This window comes from Ruegeria sp. YKSE079, from assembly GCF_059612845.1.
Map to the genome: position 1 here is coordinate 1 of NZ_JBXWRJ010000029.1, position 24,384 is coordinate 24,384.

A 24,384-nucleotide genomic window follows, 5' to 3' on the forward strand; every position below is an offset into this window, starting at 1 on the left:
CCCGAAAACAGCTTTCCGATCATGGAGGATCTGCGCGCCAAGGGGGCGACCGACTATGTCGCCATGCCGATGCCGTTTTCCGACGGGCGGACGAATGTTTTAACGCTGACATGTGATCATCCGCAGGGGTTTACCACGGAAAATCTCGGGCTGGTGTTTGAATGCTCGGCCATCATCGGGCGGTTCTACGAAGTGTTCACACAGCGCGAAAACGCACAGACTCTTCTGGAAACCTATGTTGGAAAACGCACCGGCGCGAGGGTATTGGGTGGAGACATCCGGCGCGGAGACGGGGATGAGATTGATGCCGCGATCATGTTCTGCGATTTGCGCGGCTCGACCATGCTGGAAGAAAAACTGGGGCGAGCAGAATACATCAAGCTGTTGAATGATTTTTTCGAAACCGTCTCTGGTATCGTGCACGAGCATGGTGGTGAAGTTCTGAAGTTCATCGGCGACGCGGTGCTGGCCGTTTTCCCGGCTGGTGATGACCCGGCAATGGCGCGAATTCACTCGCAACGCTCGGCAGTCGAGATTGTCGAACGCTTGGCCGCGTTGCGTGCCACTGGCGTGGGCGCCCGGTGCGATTGCGCAATCGGCCTTTCCTATGGTCGCGTGACATTTGGCAATGTCGGCTCGCAAGAGAGACTGGACTTCACCGTCATAGGTCAGGCCGCCAATATCGCGGCTCGGTTAGGAGATTACGGCAAAACTGCCGGCCACCGAATTGTCGTTTCACAAGACATCGAACCGTCCTGTTCCGACGTGACGCCGTTGGGAAAAGTGCAGCTTCACAACGTGTCAGAGCCGGTTGTTTCGTATGCGGTTCGTACTCAAGCCGACTCCGCCGGAATGGGGCACGACTAGCTTTAGTTCTGATTTTCAATCTTTCCGGCTGAATCGACTAGCTTTTCGGGAGCAGCGCAACAATCATCACCGGCCGCGTCGAAGCAAAGTCAGCGCGATGCTGGCCGAGTTGGTTCCTGTGGCAAACGTTGATATCTGCGATTGCGCCAGGAAAACAGTGGTCAGGCTTGCCAGCTTTTGCGGCTGGGTGAATTGCGACAAGTCAGAAGACCCGGTTCGGGCACGCAGTTTATCTTTGAAGACCTCTAGTTGCTTGTCGATGTCAAGTTGCGCAAATGTGGACGGCAACGCCAGCGCCGTTTCCATCATTTCGCGCAAGGGCGGCAGGCTCATCAGTCGGAACCATTTTGCATCTTCCCTACCCGGACCCCCAGCCAGCGCCGGCAACTCATGCTGTGCGTACAGTGCCACCCGCATGGACTCGTTGGATTCACCAACAGAAATTTCAAAACGGGACGACAGGTTTTTGCGAACGATTTCTGCCATTTGCGCGGACGTTCTGGTTGTCGCCGTCTCTCCGGGACCAAATCCGAAAGCGGCCGAAAAGTTACGATATCTTTGGTCCGAGAGCCGGTTCGCCAACGCGTCATCCGCGCGGGTTCCGTCTTCGAGAACCTTGCGAATAAAGTAGGTGTTGTTGATATCTTCCTCTAACCCAAAAGCCCCCAAAGCAACCCGCAGCAATTGCCGGTCGGATACCAGGTCTTTGGCCGATTTGATACTTGGGATCTTTTCGAGGAAATACTGCGATTCCCGCTCCAGCCTCGGTGATTTGGAGAAAGCCTGAAATTGGGTGAGGTAAGTGCGCTGCAAAAACCGCCACCCAACCAAGCCATCCGAGGGTATTACGGGCCGAAAGCTCATTGCCGGTACGCCATTAACCGTTCCTCGCGAGGCAAGAGTGAGCGCAGCGATTTGAGGCATCTGTAAAACTGCCCGGAAATAAGGGCATCAGTTGCCTCTGCCAGAATCGACCGACTGTCAGGATCGGTGAACACCTGGCTCAACTCTTCGACACGACGAAGCAGTGACAGGCGTGCCTCTTCCCCGCTCATATCCCCCGACAGGACAAGCTGTATTGCATAACACACACGCCTAACCGGGGTTGTGGCTTGATCGGGGTGAATGGCATCGCGCAGCCTCAGCACATTCGCCTGTGGTGTCATGATCGAAAATCGGCTTCGGCGCTCGCCGTTTTCGATCACGACGCCGTTGATCAGAACCCGTTCTTTCGGCGCAAGTTTGAGAACCAGCCCTGTCATGCCGCAAGCTCCACTCGGCGCAACCCCCGCATTACCGCAAGGTTGATTTCTACCAACGGATCCACTGTGGCTTTGCCGGACAAGACCAGGCCGCTGTGGTAATGGGTAAACTCGGCAAGATAGAAGATTCTGGCCCGCAAGTCCTCAGGCAACGCGTTTTCCTTATCCGCAACCTCTGTAGCAAGTAGGGTCCAGAGCCTCCGGTTTTCGTGCAGAGCTTCTGCAAATCGGCCGAACTCGACATTCTGTTTGGAAGCTGCTGATTTCAGTCTGTGTGTAATGCGCGAAATCGCGTCATACTCCGTATCTCGCGGGGTGCTGATCGGCACATGCGCCTGCGCATAAGCTTTCTGAGCGAGTGTTTGCGGTGTCACTTGGGATCCTTCCGATTTCTCTCAGGCTGGGTTTTGTTGCCGGAGCGCGTTTCCGCGCTCCGGCGAGGATCCACAATCAGCGGAACAGCGACAGAATCGTCTGCGGCGCTTGGTTGGCGATCGACAGCGACTGAACCGCAAGCTGTTGCTGGGTTTGCAGAGCCTGCAATCTGGCCGAAGCTTCTTCCATATCCGCGTCGACCATCGCCCCGATTCCGGACTTCAGCGAGTCGCTGAGCTTGGAGACAAAATCCGACTGCGTTTCGATCCGACCGCGAGCCGAGCCGAACGAGGCTGCCGCATCGATCGATGTCTGGATCAGGCTTTCGATTTCAGTCAGCGCACTTTTTGCGCCGGCTTCGGTGGACACATCGATACCAGCCAGCCCCTCAAGGCCGCCCCCAATCGCAACATCCGAAGTTTCAATTGCCTGAAGCGACACATTGTTGCCGGTGCCAGTCTCACCTGTGAAGGTGATCGTAGCGACGCCATCGGACGCGACAGAAACCGACGCAGCGAGGCTGGACCCTGCGGACAGCGTGCCGTCCTCAATAGCCGCAGCGACTCGTTCGTTGAACGCCTTGGCCAACCCGTTTGCAACGTCAGCCTGCGTGTCACCATCACGGGCCACATAGGATACGTCCCGGCTCGCATCATCGAAAGCCGCCCCAACCGTACCCGCAGCACCTGAAATGTTGATCTGGATGCCGGTTCCGGCCGTTACGCTGTCGACGACCAAAGTGGTCGTGGGTGCGGTTGCGGCGCCAGTCAATGCGACTGCAGAGGCAGCATCAAGACCGCCACTGATTGTTGCGCCCGATCCAGCCGCCGCAGCGGTACCAACCGACCAATCAGTCGCTTCGATGCCCAAATCGAACTTACCGACGTCAATGTGGCTGACATCCACCGTGCCATCCGGGTTCCGGTCCAGCGAGCTGAGAACCTGAACTGTGCCCGACCCAGCGGCCGTATCCTTGTTGGTCAGCAGATTGAGGCCGTTGAACTGTGCAGCGCCGACTACCGAGTTGATCTGATCCCGCAGCGCAGAAATGTCGGTCTGGATCTTTCCACGGTCGACGTTTTCTTCCTGTGCGGCAACGATCTTGCCTTTGATCTGAGTCAGCAGATCGGTCACGGATTCGGCACCGTTTTGCGCCACCGCCACGGTCGATTCCCCCAGCGACAGACTGTCGGAAATCCCTTTGAACCCCTTTACATCGGATTCCATGACCTTTGAAATCGCCCACACCGCCGCGTTGTCCTTGGCGGAGGCGACAGACTTGCCAGTCGAAATCTCGCTTTGGGTCATGCCGAGGTTCTTGTTGACCGCCTTCAAGGTCTGCAGCGCGACCATTGCGCCATTGTTCGTCAGAATACTGGACATTTTATTTCCTCTTTCCATGGGTGATTTGTCACCCTGTTTCATCCCGCGCGGAGTAGCGGGCTTGGTGTCTTTCTGACTTTTGCGATTGACCTTGAGGACATCGCGCCACCCGTTCGTTAGGTGCACCCTCAAATTGGGCGATGATGTCCTAATGGATTGCTAAAGGGTGCGGCCTTCATTTGGTCAATTTGAATCAACGCCGATCTATGCCCGTTTTTCCAGGGTTCGGTCATTGCGTATTGCAAAACGATCTCTGCGACCATCGCGCTGATACACCTCAAACCCTTGCTTGACGCGATTCATTTCCGCGATGCGAGAGGCAACATTATGAATACCTTCCATCGCACCCTGCAGCAGGAACTGATTCCTTTCGATCTGGCTTTGTAGTCCGCGCAGCGCGCCCGTTTCGCCGTCCTGACCATTTTTTAATTCGTTGATCAGGCTTTCTTTTTTTTCCGTCAGGGCCTCCAACTGATCAAGTCGACCCTTAATCAATATGGCCTGCTCTTTCTCCAACACCTCAAATAGCGCGCTGATCAGGTCATTCCGACTGTCGTGTGCCATTCTCAGCCTCCATCAAAACGTTGAAAATCATTTCGGTCAGGCCGATACCGCCTGCCTTGGTCATATGTTCCGCTTGCTCGCGAACAAGCATGGATGAAAACTGTTCTTCTCCTACCCCACCGCCAAAAGCACCGCCTGATTTCGTTAGGCCTGCGGATTTCAGCATTTCTGCCAGAAAGGTCGCTTCAACATCTTGCGCCGCTTTCCAGGCGGCTTGGGCCTGGTGAGGAATTGCGCTGTCAAAAGGCACAGACGGTGCGTGTCGCGAAATCTGCATAAGACACCTCGAAAATTACGTTCAAACGGGGTGATGAAATCGTATGGCGGTTAAAAAAAAAATAACCGGTTGGGGATCAATCTGGAGCGATCAACAATTGCGCAGGTGGCAATGAACACAATCAGCCCCATAAATCCGACCGGCTCTGGCCCGGCTGTAGAGCGCCGGCCCGAAACCGCTCTGTCGCGGGACGCCGCACAGCCCCCAAAAGACGCAAGGCCCTTCGACAGTTTCATGAAAGCGGCTGACGACAATAGCACGGCAGAGTCGTCCGATACCGCGCATTTGCCCGACGCAGAGAATTCGGAAACACCGGATGAGAAGCTGGGTCAGGATGATTTGCAGTTTTTATCAACAGGAGCACAAACCCCGGGTGACGAACGTCTCGAAGATGCTCGTGCATTCGAAATTTCTGGGAAACCCAATGCAGACGCGGGTGCGGGTGCGCCAAATTCAGGAAAAGACCAGGTCACCTTGACCAACGACGCGGAACAGCCGCCCGACCCCTTAAATTCTGTCGTACAGAAGGATGACCGATCTCGGGCAGAACCTGAATTAGGAAAGAACACGAAAGCACCAGAGTTCGCTGGCCCGGGCAGTCAATTTCTATCTGCGGTTACAAGCGATGCAGATTTTCGCGCGCGACAATCGCTAGCGGCCATCCGCGCTGGCGCAATTCTGGACTCCGAGAACAGCGGGGCAGCCGTATCGGAGGCCACTGTCAAAGTGGCGGGAAAACTCGAGAACACCAAGGTCGCTGCGGCGGATCTGGCGACCAGCCACGATTCGGAAGAAAAGATCAGAACAGATGTCACGGCTTCTGCCTCACCCACGCCTGCTGAGAAAGCGGACAGCTCTCTGGCGACTGGCTTCAAAGTGATGGCTCAACCAGTACAAATGTCTGCGATGTCCTTTGGCGTTTCAAACCTCGAACGGTTGCTGGATACTGATCGTGCGCACTCCGAACTTTGGCCAAGTTCGCACAGTGATGACACCATTAGCGGGTTTGACGTGACGCAAGTCGGGCTGTCAAAAGAAAACAGTTACATGCCGACGACAAGGGTCGAGACAGTGCGGTTCATCGGCGGACAGTTGTCCGCCGCAATTTCCGCTAAGCCCGGGACTGACAAGATCGAAATAACCCTCAATCCCCAAGAGTTGGGGCGCGTTTCCATGGGGTTGAGCACAAAGGACGACGTCTTGGTTTTATCGATCACGGGTGATCGCGCCGAAACGCTGGACCTGATGCGCCGCCATATTTCAGAGCTTTCCGCCGAGTTTCGCGAACTGGGGTATAACTCTATCTCTTTTGATTTTCACAATCGCGATCAAGGCTCGTCCAGAAAGGAAAAGACACCAAATCCGGAGAGCTCAAGTGACGACCGTGAAATCTTCGATACCCGACCCATTCGAGTTGCGGGATCGGGTCTTGATCTGAGGATTTGAATAATGTCTGGAACTATCGAACCAATCTTGCCTACGAACACCAGAACTTCTGGTACCACATCAGCATCAAGCACGTCCGCACTTACATCCGATTTCGAGACATTTCTCAAGATGCTGACTGCACAGGCGCAAAACCAGGACCCCCTGGAACCTATCGGCTCGTCTGAATATGCGGCACAGCTGGCACAGTTTTCAATGGTCGAACAGCAGGTGAAAACTAATGAAACCCTGTCGGTACTCGTCGCAAAACTGGGACAGCCCGGTTTTTCAGAGTTGGCAGGTTGGGTCGGACTGGAGGTTACTGCAGTTGCACCTGCAAATTACCAAGGCGAGCCGGTGACCATATCCTGGCCTCGTGTACCCGATGCCGACAAAGCTATTCTGAAAATCGTCGATTCAAACGGCGCAACCGTTGACCGAATCGAATTCTCCACCACTACACAATCCGTCGTCTGGAACGGCCAGGACAGCAGCGGAAACGCTGTTCCTTTCGGCCTCTATTCTTTTGCGGTCGAAAGTTATGCCAAGGATGTACTGGTCGAAAACTCTCTGGCGGCGGTGAGTGAAAAAGTCTTTGAAGCGCAGGTGGCAGGTGGCGAAATTACTCTTGTGCTTTCCGGCGGGCAGACGATTTTGCCCTCAGATGTCGCATCGGTGCGAGCGAAGAGTTGATCTAATGGACAGGACAGGTCAAACGGTGGCGAAAAATCGCCAATGCCGAACCGTAATACAAGGAACTCACCTTGACCGTGGACTCGCCTCCTCCGGACGCTTTGATCAAGGACCTGCTGCAATTGGGCGTGTATTGCTCCGGCGACAGGTTCGAAACGCTATATGGCGGGAGGACCAACCGGGTTTGGAAACTCGCGGGCCAGCATTCGGATCAGGTTCTCAAACTGTATCAAAGCGGTTTTGCAAATCCCCTGTTTCGCAATGACGCTCGGCTTGAAGCGGAATGCCTGCGTGTCTTCAAGAGTAGCGGTTTTGTTCCACAACTGAGGGCTACTGGTGTCTGCGGCGCAGAAAGCTGGGTGCTTTATGATCATGCACCCGGATCACCCTGGCGCGAAAACCCCGAGACCGTGGCACATCTTCTGAACAGACTACACAGCAGCAATGTCACGATCCCCGTTCCCGAAGGATGTAACGGAAGCGATGACCTGGCACGCCATGCCGAGGATATCCTGAACCTTTGCGAACCGGATGACCGAGACGTAGTGATGCTCCGCCGCCCCAACAGGGATGTTCCCCCCTTGTCCGACCGACGCTTGATTCACGGCGACCCGGTCGCGGGCAACATACTGATCTCAGGAAAGCGTGCGACGCTCATAGACTGGCAATGTCCCGCCTTTGGCGACCCCTGCGAAGATTTGGCGCTCTTTTTGTCACCTGCCATGCAGTGGCTTTACCGGGGACAACCGCTGAGCCAAGACGAAATCAAGTGTTTTCTGGACGCGTATCACGATGTCGATATTGTCGCGCGATATCATGAATTGCGCCACTGGTTCGGCTGGCGCATGGCTGCCTATTGCCTGTGGCGCAGTCGAAACGGCGCCAAGGACTACGAGACCGGATTGCAGCTGGAACTGGACGCTTTGAGCGATCTCTAGATCACAGATCGGCCAGCCCCATCGCGGCATAGGCCGGCGGCATCAGTATACGACGGCAGCGACCGAACGGGAACTTCTCCGGGCGTCGTGACATCGGGCCGGGGAGACCCGAAGGCTGTCCCATTGCCAAACGCGCCAAGGCGCGCCCGGCATAAGTGCCCATTGCCACGCCGTTGCCATGATAGGCAAAACCCGTGAACACACCGTTTAGACCAGAAACAGGGCCGACGTAAGGCGTCAAGCTGCGCGCGAGACACACCATCCCCGACCACATATTTGTCGCCTCGACCATTGCCCAAGCGGGAAACATACGTTCGAAATCCCGCCTGACTTTTACTCGGATCGCACGCTCAGCGGTTGGGGACGAAAGCAATCCACCGCGCATTCCGAACAGGAACCGCCGATCCGGCATGAGCCGGAAATAGTGCAGCAGATTGCGGGTGTCATAGGCCATCTGATCCGATGTCCAGCCTTGCGCCTCAAGCTCGACTTCTGTCAGCGGGCGCGTCACCATAACCGTGGATTGGGCGGGCATGTACCGACCGGCCAGCCAATCCGGCATGTCCTCGCTTGAATACCCGTTCGTGCAAATCAAAATGGCTTTACATGTAACCCGTCCGTTCGCGGTCGCCACCGTATGGCCCGCCGCCCTGCTTTGGATCGAAAGCGCGGGGCTTTTCTGGAAAAGCCTCGCCCCCGCTTGTTGTGCCGCAAAGGCAAGACCGAACAGATATTTTCGGGGGTTCAAAGCAAAACCGACGGGATAGGTGTAGCCGCCAAAGAATTGGCCACCAAATCCCAATGCCGCCAGATCTTTGCGTTCATGAACAACGCCCCCTGCTTCCGCCCGCCGTCGCACGGCATCCATTGCCCGCGCCGTGTGGGCCAGTTGCGTTTCGCCCCTCGAGTGTTTGTCAGCGTCGATTCCGTGATCCTGCAACAATCGAGACACCAGTTCCACGGACTCGACCTCTGCCGCTTCGAATGCTTCGGTGGCGGTGCGGCCATATCGACGCCGCATGGCATCTTGGCTCAACTTGGACCCGCCGAGACAACAGAACCCGCCGTTGCGCCCGGATGCACCCCATCCCGGTGTTTCGGCCTCAAGCACGGCAGTCGAAACACCGGCTTTAGCAAGATGCAACGCCGCCGAGATGCCTGTGAAACCCCCGCCGACGATGGTCACATCCACCTCAAGATCACCTTCGAGAACTGGCCAAGACGGCGCCTGAATTGTCTGATCCCACCAGCACCCGTTCCGCGGACCAGGCCCATAGGTGTAGTCTGGAAAGATCCGCTTCATTGCGCGCGAGCCGCTGCCTGTTCATCCTGTTTTTGCCGGACCATCGCGCGTTTGGACACCAGCGACGCGGCGATAACCCCTACGGTCACGATGCCGATCATGATGGTGGACAAGGCATTGATTTCCGGGCTGACCCCCAGACGAACCGCCGAGAAGATCTTGATCGGCAAGGTGGTGGCTGAAGGACCGGTGGTAAACGACGCTATGACCAGATCATCCAGCGACAGCGTAAACGCCAGCAACCAGCCCGATATCACCGCAGGCGCAATGATCGGGAGTGTTACCAAACGAAAGGCTTGCGCCGGGGAGCAACCCAGATCAAGTGCAGCTTCTTCCAAGGATTGGTCAAACGTCACCAGACGCGACGAGACCACGACAGAAACGTAGCACATCGAGAACGTCGTATGTGCAAGCACGACTGTGAAAACACCTCGATCCAGACCAATGCCGATAAACAAAAGCAGTAGCGACAAGCCAGTGATTACTTCAGGCATTACAAGCGGGGCATAGATCATGCCAGAAAACACTGTTCGGCCCAGAAAACGGCCACCGCGCACCAGAACATACGCTGCCATTGTCCCGAGAATTGTTGCGAGCGTCGACGAAAACACCGCCACCCGCAGCGTCACCCACGCCGCATCCAGAAATGCTTCATTGCGGATCAACTCCCCATACCATTTGGTCGAGAACCCGGCCCACACGGTAACCAGTTTGCTTTCGTTGAAACTGAAGATGATCAGGATGACCATCGGGATATAAAGAAACGCGAATCCCAGCGTCAGCGAGACAACGTTGAACCAGCTAAGCCTGTTCATTTTTCCGCCTCCGCCTGTTTCTGCTGGTTGCGCTGGAATAGCACGATCGGGATCACGAGGATCAGGAGCAGCACCACGGCCACGGCCGACGCAACCGGCCAGTCGCGGTTCGAGAAGAATTCCTCCCAAAGAACCTTGCCGATCATCAGCGTTCCGGACCCTCCCAAAAGCGACGGGATCACGAACTCGCCGATCACCGGGATCATCACCAGGAAACACCCGGCGATGATGCCGGGGCGCGACAGCGGCACGGTGACGAGCCAGAAAGCCTGTGTACGAGAGCACCCCAGATCCTCAGCGGCTTCGATCAACGAGCCGTCAAGCCGGTCGAGCGCAGAATAGATAGGCAGGATCATGAAGGGCAGATAGGTGTAGACGATACCGACATAGACAGCTTTTTGTGTGTTCAGGATCGTCAGTGGCTCCGAGATAATTCCCGTCCACAACAACAGTTGATTGAGGAAACCCTCGTTGCTCAGAATACCCATCCACGCATAAACCCGGATCAGGAACGACGTCCAGAACGGCAAAATCACCAGCATCATCAGCGTCGGACGCCATTCTTCGGGCGCCCGGGCCATGCCATAGGCGATGGGATACCCCACGAGCAATGTCAGGAATGTCGAGATGATCGCGATTTTGAGGCTCGACAGATAAGCCTTCCAGTACAAGGCATCCTCGGTCAAGAAGATGAAGTTTTCGAAATCCAGCTCGCTAAGGAAGGCCCCGATGCCTTCAGCCCAGTCGAATTGCGGAACGTAAGGCGGTATTGATAGCGCCGTGTCCGACAGCGATATCTTGAGAACAATGGCGAAAGGCACCAGAAACAGCGCCAAAAGCCAGAAATACGGGACGGCGATCAGGACGAAGCGACGCATCAGTCTGCCAGCGGCACCGCAGCCGTAGCTGTCCACGACAGCCAGACAGGGTCTTCCCAAGTGAAGGAGCGGCGCGAGATACGGCGTGTATTGGCCGTCTGCGCCTTGATGATCGTGCCGTTCGGTAGCTCAACATGATAGGTCGACAAGTTGCCCAGATATGCAATGTCGTGCACTTTACCCTGAACGGCATTGGCTGCATCTGCAGGACGCTCGGCTGAAATCGTCACTTTCTCCGGCCGTATCGCCAGATGGCAGGTCTGACCGGTGGCAAACGTCTGAGCTGATCTGGTTATGATCGGTGCTTGCCCGTCGGCCCAATCGACCTTGTAAGTATCTTCGCCGTCGGGCGTTGCCCGGCCTTCGATGATGTTCACGTCTCCAATGAAATCAGCCACATAAACCGACGCAGGGTTTTCATAGATCTTGTCCGGCGTGGCCACCTGCATCAGTTTACCCTGATCCATCACTGCGACGCGGCTGGCGACGGTCATCGCTTCTTCCTGATCGTGGGTAACGATCACAAAGGTGGTGCCCGTTTTTTCTTGGATGTCCATCAGTTCGAACTGGGTGTCCTGCCTCAGCTTTTTGTCAAGCGCTCCGAGGGGTTCATCCAGCAACAGAAGTTTGGGCGCTTTGGCCAAGGACCGGGCCAGAGCCACTCGCTGTCTCTGACCACCAGAAATCTGGTGCGGTTTGCGGCGGGCGAACTGTTCCAGACGGGTCAGGCGAAGCATTTCTTCGACACGGTTTTCCAGATCCAGTTTCGGCATGTTGTCGCGGCGAAGGCCAAAGGCAATGTTGTCCCAAACGCTGAGATGCGGAAACAAAGCGTAGGACTGGAACATCATGTTCACCGCCCTTTTGTTTGGCGGAATAGGGTCGATATCCTTCCCACCCAGCATGATGTGCCCTTCGGTGGGTTTTTCGAAACCCGCAAGCATCCGCATCATGGTGGTCTTACCGCAGCCGGATGGACCCAGAAGGGCAAAGAACTCCCGCTCGTAGATATCAAGCGAAAGATTGTCGATCGCAGTGAACTGACCAAACCGTTTTGTGACGTTCTGAAACTGGATCAATGGTTTCGCCTGTGGATCTTCCCACGGCGCAAAGACGGAAGAATTCAAAACGGACCCCCGTTAAGTTGACTTCACCGATAGAAATAGCGGAGAAGGTAAAACCCACTCCGCCCCTCAAGATCAGGTTCCCGACTTGATCTTGGTCCACAGGCGCGTCGCCGCGCGCTGGGTCTTTGCCGGATAGGGCGTTGTAATAAAGAGGTTTTCCATGGTCGCTTCGTCCGGGTAGATCGCCGGGTCGCCAATCACATCCTCTTCCAGGAACTCCTGGCTCGCCTTATTGCCGTTGGCGTAATAGACATAGTTTGATGCTGCTGCCATGTTGTTGGCATCGAGAATGAAATTCAGGAATTTGTGTGCGCCGTCTGGATTCGGAGCGTCAACCGGAATTGCCATTTGGTCAAACCACATCTGCGCGCCTTCTTTGGCCGCGTGATAAGCGATTTCCACCCCATTATCGGCTTCAGCCGCACGGTCCCGCGCTTGCAGGATGTCGCCAGACCACCCGACAGCGACGCAGATATCACCGTTTGCCAGCGCATTGATGTATTCGGAACTGTGGAATTTCTGGATATGAGGCCGGATCGCCATGAATACCGGCTCGGTCTTGGCGATTACATCCGGATCGTGGCTATCCGGGTCTTCACCGATGTATTTCAGCACCATTGGAATCATCTCTGCCGGCGCATCCAGGAAATGCACACCACATCCCGCCAGCTTCGACATGTTGTCCGGGTTCAGCACAAGTTCAAGGCTATCGATGGGCGCATCTTCTCCCAGGATCTCCTTCACCTTGCCAACATTCACACCGATCCCGGTGGTACCCCACATGTAGTTTATCGAATAGGCGTTGTCGGGGTCATATCCCGCAGTCCGTTCCTGGATTACATCCCAAAGATTGTCTGCATTGGGCAGCTTGCTGGTATCCAGCTTCTGGAACGCCCCGGCCTGGATCTGACGTTGCAAGAACGTTCCCGACGGAACCACAACGTCATAACCCGAGCCACCGGCGAGCATCTTGGTTTCCAGAACCTCATTGCTGTCGAATACGTCGTAGATCAGCGTCAGGCCGGTTTCTTCCTGGAACTTGGCCAGTAAATCCTCGTCGATATAGTCCGACCAGTTGTAGACGCGCACCTCTTCGGCGAATGCAGCCGAGGTCCCCAACGCGAATACGGTCGTGAGTGTCAGCGATTTGAATGTCATGTTTCTCTCCCTGCGAATGTACCGTTATCATCCCGTTTTTTTGGATTTGATCAAGTTTTGCGTTCCACGGCAATACAGTTTATGGTTTCAAGCGGCGTCGTGCGCTGCATTCCGAGACCAACAAGATCAGGATAAACCTTTTGAATATGATCAAAAATAGAGCTTCTGACCGAAATTCAAGCGACGAAAAACGCCCCGCACATGAGCAAGTTTATCACGTGCTCAGATCACAAATCCTGTTCGGCGAGATGGTTCCCGGCCAGCCTGTGACGATTCAAGGGCTGACTGATTCGCTGGGTGCCGGAATGACTCCGGTACGAGAGGCGATCAGACGCCTGATATCCGATGGGGCTCTGGTTTTTCAGGGAAATCGCAGGGTCAGCGTTCCCATTTTGAGCAAGGGCGATATCGAGCAATTGATCTTCGCAAGAAAAGTAATTGAATCAGAGCTTTCAAGGCGTGCCGGAGGTCTTATGACCCCCAAGCAAATAGATGCCCTGGAAGACATCGATCGCCGCGTTGACGAGTGCATCTCTGCTGGTGATGTTGGCGGGTATCTACTGAACAACTATGCGTTTCACACAACAATCTACAGCCATGCCGACGCTCCTGTCCTGTGCGATCTGGCAGAACGTTTGTGGCTACGATTCGGCCCCTCTTTGCGCGTCGTGTGCGGTCGCTTCGGCACGCACAGCCTTCCGGATCGACACAAAGACATAGTGGAATGCCTACGCAATAAAGACGCCGCAGGCGTCGGACGGGCTATGGCCCATGATGTCGAGCAAGGCATGGAACTTATGGCGGGCGCTCTCTCAAAATAATCATTGCGAAGTGATTCGATTGACTTCGCCAAATTTGATCATATTGTGAAGGTCGACAGATTCCGCAGGAGATTTCACGATGTCCACGATCACCAATCACATGCCCACAGCCGAGCTTCAGGCCCTTGATGCGGCCCACCACATGCACCCGTTCACTGAAAACGACGGACTGGCAAAAAAGGGCGCGCGCGTTATCACCCGCGCCAAAGGCGTGTTTCTGACCGACAGTGAGGGGGAAGAGATTCTGGACGCCATGGCAGGCCTGTGGTGTGTAAACATCGGCTATGGCCGCGACGAGCTTGCGGAGGTTGCCGCGCGGCAGATGCGGGAACTGCCTTATTACAATACGTTCTTTCAGACGACCCATGTTCCTGCGATCGCATTGGCGGAAAAGATCGCTAACCTGGCGCCTGGTGACTTGAATCATGTGTTCTTTGCTGGGAGCGGCTCCGAAGCCAACGACACGAACATTCGATTGGTGCGTACCTATTGGGACAGCAAAGGTAAATCTGGCAAGAATATCATCATTAGCCGCAAGAACGGTTATCACGGTTCCACCGTCGGCTCTGCCTCGCTCGGCGGGATGCCGGCAATGCACGCTCAGGGCGGCATCCCGATTCCGAACATCCACCATATAAATCAACCCAACTGGTGGGCCGAAGGCACTGACATGGACCCCGAAGAATTCGGCCTTGCACGCGCACGTGAATTGGAAGAAGCCATTCTCGAGCTTGGCGAAGACCGCGTTGCCGCCTTTATTGCCGAACCGGTTCAGGGCGCGGGCGGTGTGATCGTGGCGCCCGACAGCTATTGGCCTGAAATCCAGCGGATTTGCGACAAATACGAAATCCTCTTGATCGCGGATGAAGTGATCTGTGGCTTCGGTCGTACTGGCAACTGGTTCGGCTCGGAAACTGTTGGCATCAAACCGCATATCATGACCATCGCCAAAGGCCTCAGCTCGGGCTACGCACCAATAGGCGGCTCGATCGTTTGCGACGAGGTTGCCAAAGTGATTGCAGGTGTGGAATTCAACCACGGCTATACCTATTCGGGCCATCCTGTTGCCGCAGCAGTCGCTCTGGAAAACCTCCGCATCATGGAGGAAGAAGACATTGTCGGGCGTGTGAAAAACGTGACCGCCCCATACCTCAAGGAAAAGTGGGAAGCCCTGATCGATCATCCACTGGTTGGAGAAGCCAAGATCGTCGGTATGATGGCGTCGATTGCCCTGACCCCCAACAAAGAGGCACGGGCAAAATTTGCGTCCGAACCAGGTACGATCGGATACATCTGCCGCGACAAGTGTTTTGCAAACAACCTGATCATGCGTCATGTCGGCGACCGCATGATCATTTCTCCGCCGCTGGTTATCACCCATACAGAGATCGACGAGATGTTTGTCCGCATCCGCAAGTCACTGGACGAAGCTTATGCCGAAATCCTTGACAGGGATCTTTTGAAGGAAGCTGCGTAACACTCGGCCAAAAAGCCAGGACAACTTGAGGCATGGCCGGTCATTTCGAATGACCGGCCCAATTCTTGCAACTTGTGCAACGGCAGCTTCTTCCTGTGTGCAACCAAAACCGGATACACATCCAAAGAATGTCGCATTGTTGCACAACAGTGTCGCTCTGAGTCGCTGCCGCATACCAAAGCTGCATTCAAATTCCAACGACAGAAATCAGTGACCCTATACGCGGTAATGACGAAAATCTTACTTTCGGTCACCGAAATTTATTAATTTCATGCCTAGCGCTCGTTATGCTTGGTGTGATTAGATCACAAAAAGCGCAGAGGAAATCTGCCTAACAGCAAATGGGGAGACAACTTGGCCGACGCTTCGAACAACAGCGCGTTCGTCGAATTTGAGCGCGTGCAAAAAAGCTATGACGGCGAGACTCTGGTCGTCAAAGATCTCAATCTAACAATGCCCAAAGGCGAGTTTCTGACGATGCTCGGTCCGTCGGGTTCCGGAAAAACCACTTGCCTTATGATGCTGGCCGGTTTCGAAACTGCCACTCACGGCGACATCCGGCTTGGTGGCGTTTCCATTAACAACATCCCACCTCATAAACGCGGCATCGGCATGGTGTTTCAAAACTATGCCCTGTTCCCGCACATGACGATTGCCGAAAACCTCTCTTTCCCGCTGGAAGTCCGAAATATGGGCAAGTCCGAGCGCGAAGAGAAGGTCAAGCGCGCGCTTGACATGGTCGAAATGGGCGCATTCGGTGGACGCCGGCCGGCGCAGCTTTCAGGTGGTCAGCAACAGCGGATCGCCTTGGCCCGCGCTCTGGTTTTCGAACCGGAACTGGTTCTGATGGACGAACCTCTGGGTGCATTGGACAAGCAACTGCGGGAAAAGATGCAGTTCGAAATCACCCACTTGGCGCACCGCCTGGGTATCACGGTGGTCTATGTGACCCACGACCAGACCGAAGCGTTGACAATGTCCGACCGGGTCGCGGTGTTCAACGACGGCGTTATCCAACAACTCGCACCACCAGATACTCTGTACGAGGAACCGTCCAACAGCTTCGTGGCCCAGTTCATCGGCGAGAACAATACGCTAGAAGGCGAAGTCAAGGAAATCAAGGACGGTATCGCAGTTGTCCAGTTGGACGGCGGCGGTCTGATCGATTGCAAACCGGTCAACGTAAGCAAACCGGGGGAACGCACGCGGGTTTCCATTCGTCCAGAGCGAGTTGAATACAACAAGGAACGTTTGCAGAAAGGCGCCCACACACTGAACGCCGAAGTTTTGGAGTTCATTTACATGGGCGATATCTTCCGCACACGTTTGCGCGTTGCCGGGAACGATGAATTCGTCATCAAAACCCGTAACGCGCCGGACCAAGTCCGCTTGCAGCCGGGCCAGCAGATTGAGATCGGCTGGCTTCCCGAGGACTGCCGCGCACTTGACGCTTAACAAGGCGCTCTTGCGCGCTGGATTGTCCACTTCGGCGCGCAATCCACCACAAGAACCAAGTTCAACAAGGAGAAAGATAAACATGAAACTTTCGCAACTCTCTACTCTGGTTGCTACGACGGCACTCATTGCTCCTGCCGCGATTGCGCAGGACATGGCCGATGAAATGACCATCGTGTCCTGGGGCGGCGCGTATTCTGCCTCGCAGCAGAACGCCTATCACACTCCGTACTCGGAAAAGACCGGCGTCAAGATCATCAACGACGAAAGCTCGGCCGAAGCAGTCGCAAAGCTCCGGGCAATGAACGAAGCCGGCAATGTCACCTGGGACGTCGTTGACGTCGTGGCATCGGACGCCATGCGCCTTTGCGACGAAGGCTTGGCGGAAGAACTGGATCACGATGCGATTCTCGCCGCGGCTCCCGATGGGACGCCGGCAACTGAGGACTTTGGCGAACTGATCGTTTCCGACTGCTTTGTTCCGCAGATCGTCTATTCGACAACTTTCGGCTATCGCACCGACTTGGTTGGGGATACTCCGCCGACCACCGTCTGCGACGTCTTTGACCTTGAAAAGTATCCGGGCAAGCGTTCGCTGCAGAAACGCCCGATCGACAACATGGAATGGGCCCTCTACTGCGACGGTGTTGCCAAAGAAGACATCTATGACACGCTCAGCACGCCCGAAGGCGTTGAGCAGGCACTGGCCAAACTCGACACAATCAAGGACCAAGTGGTCTGGTGGACCGCTGGTGCGGAAACCCCACAGCTCCTGGCCGACGGCGAAGTTGTCATGGGATCGACCTTCAATGGTCGTTTGTTCTCGGCTATTGCCGAACAGGGGCAGCCGATCGGTATGCTTTGGGACATGCAGTCGTTCGACCTTGATGGTTGGATCATTCCCGCAGGCCTGAGCCCCGAGCGCAAGGCACGCGCGCTGGACTACCTGTTTTTCGCTACCGATACTCAGCGTCTGGCGGATCAAGCCAAGTACATCTCCTACGGCCCGGCCCGCAAGTCTTCGGCACCGCTGGTTGGCCAGCACGCAGAACTGGGAATCGACATGGCTCCGCACATGCCGACCGATCCTGCGAATGCTTCCAACACTCATATCTACGACTACGAGTGGTGGGCAGACAACCGTGACGACCTGAACGCAAAATTCCAAGCCTGGTTGGCGAAGTAAGCCAATACCAAATCTGCAAGGGGGCGCGTCGCCTCCTTGCAGATTTACGAAAAACGACGGTCAAACAAGACCGCTCATGCTGTGAACGGGCAGCAAGCAACGGGGAAAGTAGATGAGCGATACTACGCATACCGGCCGCGTTCTGGCCGCTGATGGGACACCGCTAAAGCGAAGTCTGGCACGGGCATTGCGAATGCAAAAAATGCGCGCGCTCATGCTGATTGCGCCACTCCTGCTCTTCGTGTTGCTGACCTTCATCCTGCCGATTGTGGACATGTTGTTCCGTTCGGTAGAGAACAATATCGTTGCGGACACTCTGCCCAATACTGTCGTTGCTCTACGGGATTGGGACCCGAATACAGGTGAAGCGCCGGACGAGGCGGTTTTCGCCGCAATGGCGGTAGACATGAAGGTTGCCGCCGAAGCCAAGTTGCATACCCGCGTGGGATCGCGTCTGAACTATGAAAACCCCGGGATTTCTTCTCTGTTTCGAAAAGCTGGTCGACGCGTCAGCAAGTGGGATACCGAAAGTGATGGTCCTTTCAAGGAGCAGTTCCTCAAAATCGACGACCGGTGGGCCGATGTCGAAGTCTGGCGCACCATCCAGACCTACTCGCCAAAGATAACCAATGGGTATTTCCTGAACTCTGTCGACCTGCGCAAAGGTAACGATGGTGTCGAAACCCGCCCGGAAAACGAGCGCATCTATATCACACTGTTCATCCGTACCTTTATCATGTCGCTTGTGATTACCGGCGCTTGCATCGTTCTGGGTTACCCGGTGGCATGGATTCTGGCCAACCTTCCGACCCGGACAGCGAACATCCTGATGATACTCGTATTGTTGCCATTCTGGACGTCGCTATTGGTGCGTACCTCTGCCTGGAAAGTGATGTTGCAGCAACAGGGCGTCATCAACGAAACGTTGGTCTGGCTGGGACTGGTCGCTGATGACTCGCGATTGGTGATGATCAACAACCAGTTCGGCACCATCGTGGCGATGACCCACATCCTGCTGCCATTCATGATCCTGCCGATGTATTCAGTGATGCAGACAATCAACCCGTCATATCTGCGTGCGGCCAAGTCTTTGGGCGCTACCAACTGGACGGCATTCTGGAGGGTCTATTTCCCGCAATCGGTGCCAGGAATCGGCGCAGGTTCGATCCTCGTGTTCATCCTCGCCATCGGCTACTACATCACGCCCGAACTCGTTGGCGGCACCAAGGGTGTCTTCATCTCCAACCGGATCGCTTTCCACATCTCGTCCTCGCTCAACTGGGGTCTGGCCGCGGCGCTCGGAACGATCCTGCTGGCGGTGGTTCTGCTGCTCTACTGGACCTACGACAAGATCGTGGGCATCGACAACGTGAAGCTGGGGTAAGAAATCATGGCACTAACACCCGTCCAACCTCAAACCCCAGGATTCGTTGCCGCCGTAGCCGGCGCTGCCGGGGCCTTCTTTGGTCTCTTCGTCGGCACAGCGCAGGGATCAGGCGTGATCGGCATCGTTGTCGGCGCGGCGCTTCTTGCTGCCTTGGGATTTTTCCTTGCAGGTATGGCCGGCAAGGAAAAAACGCTGCGCTGGATCATATTTGCAGGCTTTCTTGTCGCGGGCTTCGCGCTTGGTGGTCTATCAGCAGCCGTGGTCGGCGCCCTGTTCGGCTGGTTCGCCGGCTGGTTCATCTTTTGGCTGGCAACGTCGCGCTACCGGGCGCATCTGGCCCCCTATCTGACACCAGGACAGGTGCTTTGGCACTACACTTTCCGGGTGATCTGTGGCGCGATTTTCGTGTTCCTCATCACTCCGATCCTTGTGGTGATGCCTCTCAGCTTCAATGCCCAGGACTTTTTCACCTTTACTCCGGAGATGCTGCGCTTTGATCCTGCCGGCTATTCGCTGAAACACTATCAGGACTTCTTCACAAACGATGACTGGCAACAGGCGCTCTGGAATTCGCTGAAAATTGCTCCTATGGCGACACTGCTTTCGGTTGGCTTCGGCACACTGGCAGCCATTGGTCTCAGCCAACCCCACGTGCCGTTCCGGCGTGCGATCATGGCGGTCCTGATATCCCCGATGATTGTGCCGTTGATCATCTCGGCTGCTGGCATGTACTTTTTCTACAGCCGGATCGGCCTGCAAGGTACGTATTTCGGCGTGGTTTTGGCCCATGCGGCCCTTGGCATTCCGTTTGTCATCATCACGGTGACGGCCACGCTGGTTGGTTTTGACCGATCGCTAACTCGGGCAGCCGCGAATATGGGTGCGGGGCCGGTGACGACCTTCTTCCGAATCCAGATGCCTCTGATCCTCCCCGGAGTTATTTCCGGCGGATTGTTCGCATTCATCACGTCGTTCGACGAAGTGGTCGTGGTTCTGTTCGTAGGCTCCGCCGGTCAAAAGACGCTGCCTTGGCAGATGTTCACCGGCTTGCGCGAACAAATCTCACCGACCATTCTGGCGGTCGCGACAATTCTTGTGGTGATCTCGATTGGTCTGTTGACTACGGTCGAGATGCTGCGGCGCCGCTCGGAACGGCTCAGAGGCATGTCACCGACCTAAGACAAAGGGGCCGAAAGGCCCCTTTTCATCTTAGCCGGTTCAATAGCTGCAGCGAAGGATAGCCATCCGGCAACAGGCCTTCTGCCAACTGATAGGATCGGACCGCGTTGATGGTCAGCGGCCCGATACGCCCATCAATCTTTTCCGTATCGAACCCGGCCCGCGTCAGTCGCCGTTGCAATTCTTTTCGCTCGGAGAAGGATAGGGCGCGATCTCCACGTGGCCAGTTTGCTTGAATCGCGGCACCGCCTCCGATCCGATCCGCCAGATGCCCTACGCCAATGACATAGGCATCGGCGGAATTATAGCGTTCGAGCACTTCGAAATTGTCGAAGATCATGAAAGCTGCGCCCTGACCGCCCGCTGGCAGCAGTATTGACGCAGGTCCGAAATCAGCGACAGACTTGCCATCGGTCCCGACGACCCCCAATGCAGCCCAATCCGACGGCGCCTGTGTGTAGTCGCGTTTGGCACTGGAATAGTCGAACCCTTCGGGAAGCACGACTTCGACACCCCAGGGTTGTCCCTTGGTCCAGCCAAACCCTGCCAGATATGACGCCGTCGACGCCAACGCGTCCGACGGGTCGTCCGACCAGATGTCTCGTTTTCCATCCCCGGTGAAATCGACGGCATGTTCCAGATAGGACGTTGGCATGAATTGTGTATGCCCCATCGCGCCAGCCCAACTGCCCGTCATATCCGAAGGCGCTACATCCCCTGCCTGAACAATCCTGAGCGCGGCGAGCAACTGCGCCTCAAAGAACTGCGCACGGCGCGCATCGAACGCCAGCGTCGCCAATGACCGGATCGTGCTGTTGTTTCCCTTGAAGGAACCATAGGCACTTTCCAGTCCCCAAATCGCCAATACGACTTCTTTTTCGACACCGTATTTAGCCTCGATCCGTTCCAGCGTTGCATTGTGTTTCGCAAGTGCTGCTCTACCATTCTGCACTCGCACATCCGAAACCGCGCTGTCCAGATAGTCCCAGATCGTCTTTGTGAACTCGGATTGGTTACGATCACGCTTCACTACATCCGCGTCATATGTCACGCTTTGAAAAGCCCGATCCAGAGTCGAATGATTGATGCCCTGATCTCGCGCACGCAACTTGAATGCCCCGATCCATGCCTGGAACCGTGCGTTCGACACACTTGCACTCACTTGCTCTACCTCTTCGACCGGGCGCAAAATCGGGCGCAGCGACGTCGTAAGGTCAGCCGATGCCAAGTGAATGACGGCCTGATCGGCCCGCACCTTTGGCCGGTTCGATTGTTGCGATGTGTCCGCTGACACGCCTGTTGCCCAAATTGCGGCCAGGGCAACGCCGTTGATGCACATTTTCATTCCGGATTTCCCGATTATCTGCTCGATAACAGGGTATCGCGAATCCGACTTTTCACAAAGCAGTCAATGTTCTGTTTCGCAAAACTCCGCCGCCCGCACGTCGTGCGCGCATCGACGCCTGAGAACAAAGGACAATTTCATCCGCCCTGCAACTTTTTGGCCGTTCTCCCGCTGCCAGTGACTTTTCTTTCAGCTACTTTTCATCTCTGGCGGCGCTTGCGTTCAATCTTTCGCTTGATCTTGTCTTTCTTGCGCTTGGTACTGGCGATTTTCCTTTTCACCCCACGGCGGGCCGGCCCACGTCCTCTTGGAACCACTTGATCGTCGATGGACAGCAATTCCAGCTCCAACCCGCCGGTCACCGGAATCGCCTCGGTCAGTCGTATCGTAACACGCTGGCCAATTGCGATCAGCAGTCCGGTGTCGGCGCCCATCAGGGTCCCGGCCTCGCGGTCGAAATGGAAAAATTCACGCCCGAGCGAGCGCACAGGAATCAACCCGTCAGCACCGGTTTCATCAAGCTTAACAAACGCCCCAAAGCGCGCTATGCCGCTGATACGGCCTGTGAATTCGTTGCCGACCCGCTCACTCAGATAGGCTGCAAGATATCGGTCTGTCGTGTCACGTTCGGCCATCATAGACCGGCGCTCGGTATCCGATATGTGGTTTGCGGTTTCCTCAAGGCGATCAATTTCATCCTCGGTCAGACCATCTTTGCCCCACCCATGCGCCGAAATCAGCGCCCGATGCACAATAAGGTCCGAGTATCGTCGGATCGGGGATGTGAAATGCGCGTAATTTCGCAGGGCCAACCCGAAATGGCCAAAATTCTCCGGGCTGTAGTAAGCCTGCGCCATCGAACGGAGGGTGCTGAGATTGATCAGCTCCGCCTCATCCGTTCCCGCCGCCGCATTCAGCAGCGCATTCAAGTGCCGGGTTTGCAGCACCTGTCCCTTGGCCAGGTTCAGCCCTGCAGCCTGAGCGGTTTCACGCAAGGATTCAAGCTTTTCTGGCGCCGGTTCCTCATGTACCCGGAACAGCAGCGGACGCCGCTTGGCGATCAGGGTTTCGGCGGCAGAGACATTCGCCAGAATCATGAACTCTTCGATCAGTCGGTGCGCATCCAGCCGTTCCCGGAAGGCAACGCTTTCGACATGGCCGTTGTCCCCCAACACGATCTTGCGCTCGGGCAGGTCCAGATCCAGCGGCTGCCGCGCCTCGCGAGCCGCTTTCAACGCATGATAAGCGGAATAGAGCGGCTTCAGAACGTCACTTAGCAATGGGTCTGTGCGATCATTCGGATTGCCGTCTATCGCGTCCTGCACCTCGGCATAGTTCAGCGCGGCCGCCGAGCGCATCAGACCTCGCACGAAACGATGGCCAAGCTTGTTGCCATCGGCGTCGATCTGCATCCGGACGGCAATACAGGCGCGCGGCACGCCTTCGTGCAGCGAACACAAATCGCCTGACAACCGATCCGGCAGCATGGGCACTACGCGATCCGGGAAATAACTCGAATTGCCGCGCTTTCGGGCTTCTCGGTCCAACGCCGTACCGGGTCGGACATAGGCGGCAACGTCCGCAATAGCGACCCAGATGACGTGTCCGCCGGGATTCTTCGGATCGTCATCTGCATGGGCATAGCAGGCGTCATCCCGATCCCTCGCATCCGATGGGTCGATCGTGACTAGCGGCATGTCGCGCAGATCTTCGCGCCCTTCCAGGCCCGCAGGTTTGCAGCTGTCTGCTTCTTCGATCACCGCATCCGGAAAATCGTCAGGAATGCCATGCTGGTGAATGGCGATCAACGACACCGCCTTGGGCGCAGACGGATCGCCCAATCGTTCAACAATGCGCGCACGCGGCAGTCCCATGCGGTTCTTGGGGCCTGCTTGTTCAGCCTCGACCAGTTCACCGTCCTTGGCCCCATGCACGGCCCCTTCCGGCACCAGCCACTCGGTCTGACCCGCCTTGTCGATAGGAACAATGCGGCCGCCTTCAGCGCCTTTCCGGAAGATGCCGACAATTCGGCGCGGATTGGCACCGATACGGCGGATGAGGCGCGCCTCATAGTTGTGATCTTCCTCGTGTACAAGAGTCAGGCGCGCCAGAATCCGGTCGCCTTCGCCCAACGCCGGGTCACTTGCACGTGGGATGACCACCACGATTGGTTCAACCCCTTCTCCATGCCATTCCAACGGCCGGGCGAACAGGTCGCCATCGGCGTTCGGCGCTTTGACTTGCAGAACGCTGACTGGCGGCAAACGATCCGGGTCGCGATAGCTGCGCCGGCGTTTTTCCAGATGTCCTTCGACCTCTAGTTCCTTGAGAACACGCTTGAGGTCAATACGATCCGAGCCCTTGATCCCAAAGGCCTTGGCGATATCGCGTTTCGAGGTCAGGGTTGGGTGCGCCGAGATCCATTCAAGAATCTCCTGCTTGGAAGGAATGCGAGTCATGTTTCCGCCG

23 protein-coding genes are annotated in these 24,384 nt (G+C 56.0%); 10 read left to right on the forward strand and 13 right to left on the reverse strand.

What is annotated here, in order from left to right:
* The coding region (locus AC2FMY_RS20115) for an adenylate/guanylate cyclase domain-containing protein (RefSeq protein WP_496807956.1) at positions 1-867 on the forward strand (867 nt) is incomplete at its 5' end.
* A 66-nt stretch (positions 868-933) separates the two neighbouring features.
* Here AC2FMY_RS20115 and AC2FMY_RS20120 read toward each other — a convergent pair.
* The 6 genes from AC2FMY_RS20120 to AC2FMY_RS20145 form a co-directional block, all read right to left on the reverse strand.
* Positions 934-1,731 (reverse strand): DUF1217 domain-containing protein, encoded by a 798-nt coding sequence (locus AC2FMY_RS20120; RefSeq protein WP_496746864.1) that lies wholly within the window; start codon positions 1,729-1,731, stop codon positions 934-936.
* A complete protein-coding gene (gene flbT, locus AC2FMY_RS20125) occupies positions 1,728-2,129 on the reverse strand; it encodes a flagellar biosynthesis repressor FlbT (protein WP_496746861.1) in 402 nt (133 codons plus the stop codon). Before flbT ends, AC2FMY_RS20120 begins: the two co-directional genes overlap by 4 nt.
* Positions 2,126-2,503 (reverse strand): flagellar biosynthesis regulator FlaF, encoded by a 378-nt coding sequence (flaF, locus tag AC2FMY_RS20130; protein ID WP_480748910.1) that lies wholly within the window; start codon positions 2,501-2,503, stop codon positions 2,126-2,128. The genes flbT and flaF overlap by 4 nt, the downstream gene beginning before the upstream one ends.
* Positions 2,504-2,579: 76 nt before the next feature.
* Positions 2,580-3,887 (reverse strand): flagellin N-terminal helical domain-containing protein, encoded by a 1,308-nt coding sequence (locus AC2FMY_RS20135; protein ID WP_480748911.1) that lies wholly within the window; start codon positions 3,885-3,887, stop codon positions 2,580-2,582.
* Between the two features lie 204 nt (positions 3,888-4,091).
* A complete protein-coding gene (gene flgN, locus AC2FMY_RS20140) occupies positions 4,092-4,451 on the reverse strand; it encodes a flagellar export chaperone FlgN (RefSeq protein ID WP_496746858.1) in 360 nt (119 codons plus the stop codon).
* Positions 4,429-4,617 carry a rod-binding protein gene (locus AC2FMY_RS20145; RefSeq protein WP_496807957.1) on the reverse strand — a complete coding sequence of 63 codons (189 nt, stop codon included), beginning with the start codon at positions 4,615-4,617 and terminating at the stop codon, positions 4,429-4,431. Before AC2FMY_RS20145 ends, flgN begins: the two co-directional genes overlap by 23 nt.
* Positions 4,618-4,797: 180 nt before the next feature.
* Between AC2FMY_RS20145 and fliK the strand changes: the two genes are divergently transcribed.
* The 3 genes from fliK to AC2FMY_RS20160 all read left to right on the forward strand — a co-directional run bounded on the left by fliK (position 4,798) and on the right by AC2FMY_RS20160 (position 7,784).
* Positions 4,798-6,174 (forward strand): flagellar hook-length control protein FliK, encoded by a 1,377-nt coding sequence (fliK, locus tag AC2FMY_RS20150; RefSeq protein WP_496746853.1) that lies wholly within the window; start codon positions 4,798-4,800, stop codon positions 6,172-6,174.
* Between the two features lie 3 nt (positions 6,175-6,177).
* Positions 6,178-6,846: a flagellar hook capping FlgD N-terminal domain-containing protein gene (locus AC2FMY_RS20155; RefSeq protein ID WP_480748915.1), complete on the forward strand. Its 669-nt coding sequence runs from the start codon at positions 6,178-6,180 to the stop codon at positions 6,844-6,846.
* Between the two features lie 77 nt (positions 6,847-6,923).
* On the forward strand, positions 6,924-7,784 hold the full coding sequence (locus AC2FMY_RS20160; RefSeq protein WP_496746905.1) for a phosphotransferase family protein: 861 nt from the start codon (positions 6,924-6,926) through the stop codon (positions 7,782-7,784).
* A gap of 1 nt (position 7,785) precedes the next feature.
* Here AC2FMY_RS20160 and AC2FMY_RS20165 read toward each other — a convergent pair whose 3' ends face one another.
* The 5 genes from AC2FMY_RS20165 to AC2FMY_RS20185 all read right to left on the reverse strand — a co-directional run bounded on the left by AC2FMY_RS20165 (position 7,786) and on the right by AC2FMY_RS20185 (position 13,065).
* The gene (locus tag AC2FMY_RS20165) at positions 7,786-9,087 is read right to left on the reverse strand and encodes an NAD(P)/FAD-dependent oxidoreductase (RefSeq protein WP_496746849.1); all 1,302 of its coding nucleotides are present in this window, start codon (positions 9,085-9,087) and stop codon (positions 7,786-7,788) included.
* Positions 9,084-9,902 carry an ABC transporter permease gene (locus AC2FMY_RS20170; RefSeq protein ID WP_480748917.1) on the reverse strand — a complete coding sequence of 273 codons (819 nt, stop codon included), beginning with the start codon at positions 9,900-9,902 and terminating at the stop codon, positions 9,084-9,086. Before AC2FMY_RS20170 ends, AC2FMY_RS20165 begins: the two co-directional genes overlap by 4 nt.
* Positions 9,899-10,780: an ABC transporter permease subunit gene (locus AC2FMY_RS20175; protein WP_480748918.1), complete on the reverse strand. Its 882-nt coding sequence runs from the start codon at positions 10,778-10,780 to the stop codon at positions 9,899-9,901. Before AC2FMY_RS20175 ends, AC2FMY_RS20170 begins: the two co-directional genes overlap by 4 nt.
* Positions 10,780-11,907 carry an ABC transporter ATP-binding protein gene (locus tag AC2FMY_RS20180; protein WP_480748919.1) on the reverse strand — a complete coding sequence of 376 codons (1,128 nt, stop codon included), beginning with the start codon at positions 11,905-11,907 and terminating at the stop codon, positions 10,780-10,782. Before AC2FMY_RS20180 ends, AC2FMY_RS20175 begins: the two co-directional genes overlap by 1 nt.
* Positions 11,908-11,979: 72 nt before the next feature.
* The gene (locus AC2FMY_RS20185; protein WP_496746847.1) at positions 11,980-13,065 is read right to left on the reverse strand and encodes a polyamine ABC transporter substrate-binding protein; all 1,086 of its coding nucleotides are present in this window, start codon (positions 13,063-13,065) and stop codon (positions 11,980-11,982) included.
* 146 nt (positions 13,066-13,211) lie between these two features.
* Between AC2FMY_RS20185 and AC2FMY_RS20190 the strand changes: the two genes are divergently transcribed.
* The 6 genes from AC2FMY_RS20190 to AC2FMY_RS20215 all read left to right on the forward strand — a co-directional run bounded on the left by AC2FMY_RS20190 (position 13,212) and on the right by AC2FMY_RS20215 (position 20,570).
* Positions 13,212-13,886: a GntR family transcriptional regulator gene (locus AC2FMY_RS20190; RefSeq protein WP_480749072.1), complete on the forward strand. Its 675-nt coding sequence runs from the start codon at positions 13,212-13,214 to the stop codon at positions 13,884-13,886.
* 79 nt (positions 13,887-13,965) lie between these two features.
* Positions 13,966-15,363: an aspartate aminotransferase family protein gene (locus AC2FMY_RS20195; RefSeq protein ID WP_496746844.1), complete on the forward strand. Its 1,398-nt coding sequence runs from the start codon at positions 13,966-13,968 to the stop codon at positions 15,361-15,363.
* A gap of 354 nt (positions 15,364-15,717) precedes the next feature.
* Positions 15,718-16,818, forward strand: a complete 1,101-nt coding sequence (locus AC2FMY_RS20200; RefSeq protein ID WP_496746841.1) for an ABC transporter ATP-binding protein — start codon at positions 15,718-15,720, stop codon at positions 16,816-16,818.
* 82 nt (positions 16,819-16,900) lie between these two features.
* The gene (locus AC2FMY_RS20205) at positions 16,901-18,004 is read left to right on the forward strand and encodes an extracellular solute-binding protein (protein ID WP_480748923.1); all 1,104 of its coding nucleotides are present in this window, start codon (positions 16,901-16,903) and stop codon (positions 18,002-18,004) included.
* 112 nt (positions 18,005-18,116) lie between these two features.
* A complete protein-coding gene (locus tag AC2FMY_RS20210; RefSeq protein ID WP_496745357.1) occupies positions 18,117-19,388 on the forward strand; it encodes an ABC transporter permease in 1,272 nt (423 codons plus the stop codon).
* Between the two features lie 6 nt (positions 19,389-19,394).
* Entirely contained in the window at positions 19,395-20,570 is a 1,176-nt protein-coding gene (locus AC2FMY_RS20215) for an ABC transporter permease (protein WP_496807958.1), read from the forward strand.
* Positions 20,571-20,595: 25 nt separating this feature from the next.
* Here the strand turns inward: AC2FMY_RS20215 and AC2FMY_RS20220 are convergent, their stop codons facing one another.
* Both AC2FMY_RS20220 and rnr read right to left on the reverse strand, forming a co-directional pair.
* Positions 20,596-21,915, reverse strand: a complete 1,320-nt coding sequence (locus tag AC2FMY_RS20220; protein ID WP_496745361.1) for a lytic murein transglycosylase — start codon at positions 21,913-21,915, stop codon at positions 20,596-20,598.
* A gap of 200 nt (positions 21,916-22,115) precedes the next feature.
* A complete protein-coding gene (gene rnr / locus AC2FMY_RS20225; protein ID WP_496745362.1) occupies positions 22,116-24,374 on the reverse strand; it encodes a ribonuclease R in 2,259 nt (752 codons plus the stop codon).
* Between the last annotated feature and the right edge of the window lie 10 nt (positions 24,375-24,384).

Bases quoted from the DNA above. Each gene is read 5' to 3' on its own strand.
- AC2FMY_RS20155 (WP_480748915.1), top strand. From the start codon at position 6,178: ATGTCTGGAACTATCGAACCAATCTTGCCTACGAACACCAGAACTTCT.
- AC2FMY_RS20195 (WP_496746844.1), top strand. From the start codon at position 13,966: ATGTCCACGATCACCAATCACATGCCCACAGCCGAGCTTCAGGCCCTT.
- AC2FMY_RS20120 (WP_496746864.1), bottom strand. From the start codon at position 1,731: ATGAGCTTTCGGCCCGTAATACCCTCGGATGGCTTGGTTGGGTGGCGG.
- flgN (WP_496746858.1), bottom strand. From the start codon at position 4,451: ATGGCACACGACAGTCGGAATGACCTGATCAGCGCGCTATTTGAGGTG.
- AC2FMY_RS20165 (WP_496746849.1), bottom strand. From the start codon at position 9,087: ATGAAGCGGATCTTTCCAGACTACACCTATGGGCCTGGTCCGCGGAAC.
- AC2FMY_RS20185 (WP_496746847.1), bottom strand. From the start codon at position 13,065: ATGACATTCAAATCGCTGACACTCACGACCGTATTCGCGTTGGGGACC.
- AC2FMY_RS20205 (WP_480748923.1), top strand. From the start codon at position 16,901: ATGAAACTTTCGCAACTCTCTACTCTGGTTGCTACGACGGCACTCATT.
- AC2FMY_RS20210 (WP_496745357.1), top strand. From the start codon at position 18,117: ATGAGCGATACTACGCATACCGGCCGCGTTCTGGCCGCTGATGGGACA.
- AC2FMY_RS20215 (WP_496807958.1), top strand. From the start codon at position 19,395: ATGGCACTAACACCCGTCCAACCTCAAACCCCAGGATTCGTTGCCGCC.
- AC2FMY_RS20220 (WP_496745361.1), bottom strand. From the start codon at position 21,915: ATGAAAATGTGCATCAACGGCGTTGCCCTGGCCGCAATTTGGGCAACA.
- flbT (WP_496746861.1), bottom strand. From the start codon at position 2,129: ATGACAGGGCTGGTTCTCAAACTTGCGCCGAAAGAACGGGTTCTGATC.
- AC2FMY_RS20145 (WP_496807957.1), bottom strand. From the start codon at position 4,617: ATGCTGAAATCCGCAGGCCTAACGAAATCAGGCGGTGCTTTTGGCGGT.
- rnr (WP_496745362.1), bottom strand. From the start codon at position 24,374: ATGACTCGCATTCCTTCCAAGCAGGAGATTCTTGAATGGATCTCGGCG.
- AC2FMY_RS20190 (WP_480749072.1), top strand. From the start codon at position 13,212: ATGATCAAAAATAGAGCTTCTGACCGAAATTCAAGCGACGAAAAACGC.
- AC2FMY_RS20170 (WP_480748917.1), bottom strand. From the start codon at position 9,902: ATGAACAGGCTTAGCTGGTTCAACGTTGTCTCGCTGACGCTGGGATTC.
- AC2FMY_RS20135 (WP_480748911.1), bottom strand. From the start codon at position 3,887: ATGTCCAGTATTCTGACGAACAATGGCGCAATGGTCGCGCTGCAGACC.
- AC2FMY_RS20175 (WP_480748918.1), bottom strand. From the start codon at position 10,780: ATGCGTCGCTTCGTCCTGATCGCCGTCCCGTATTTCTGGCTTTTGGCG.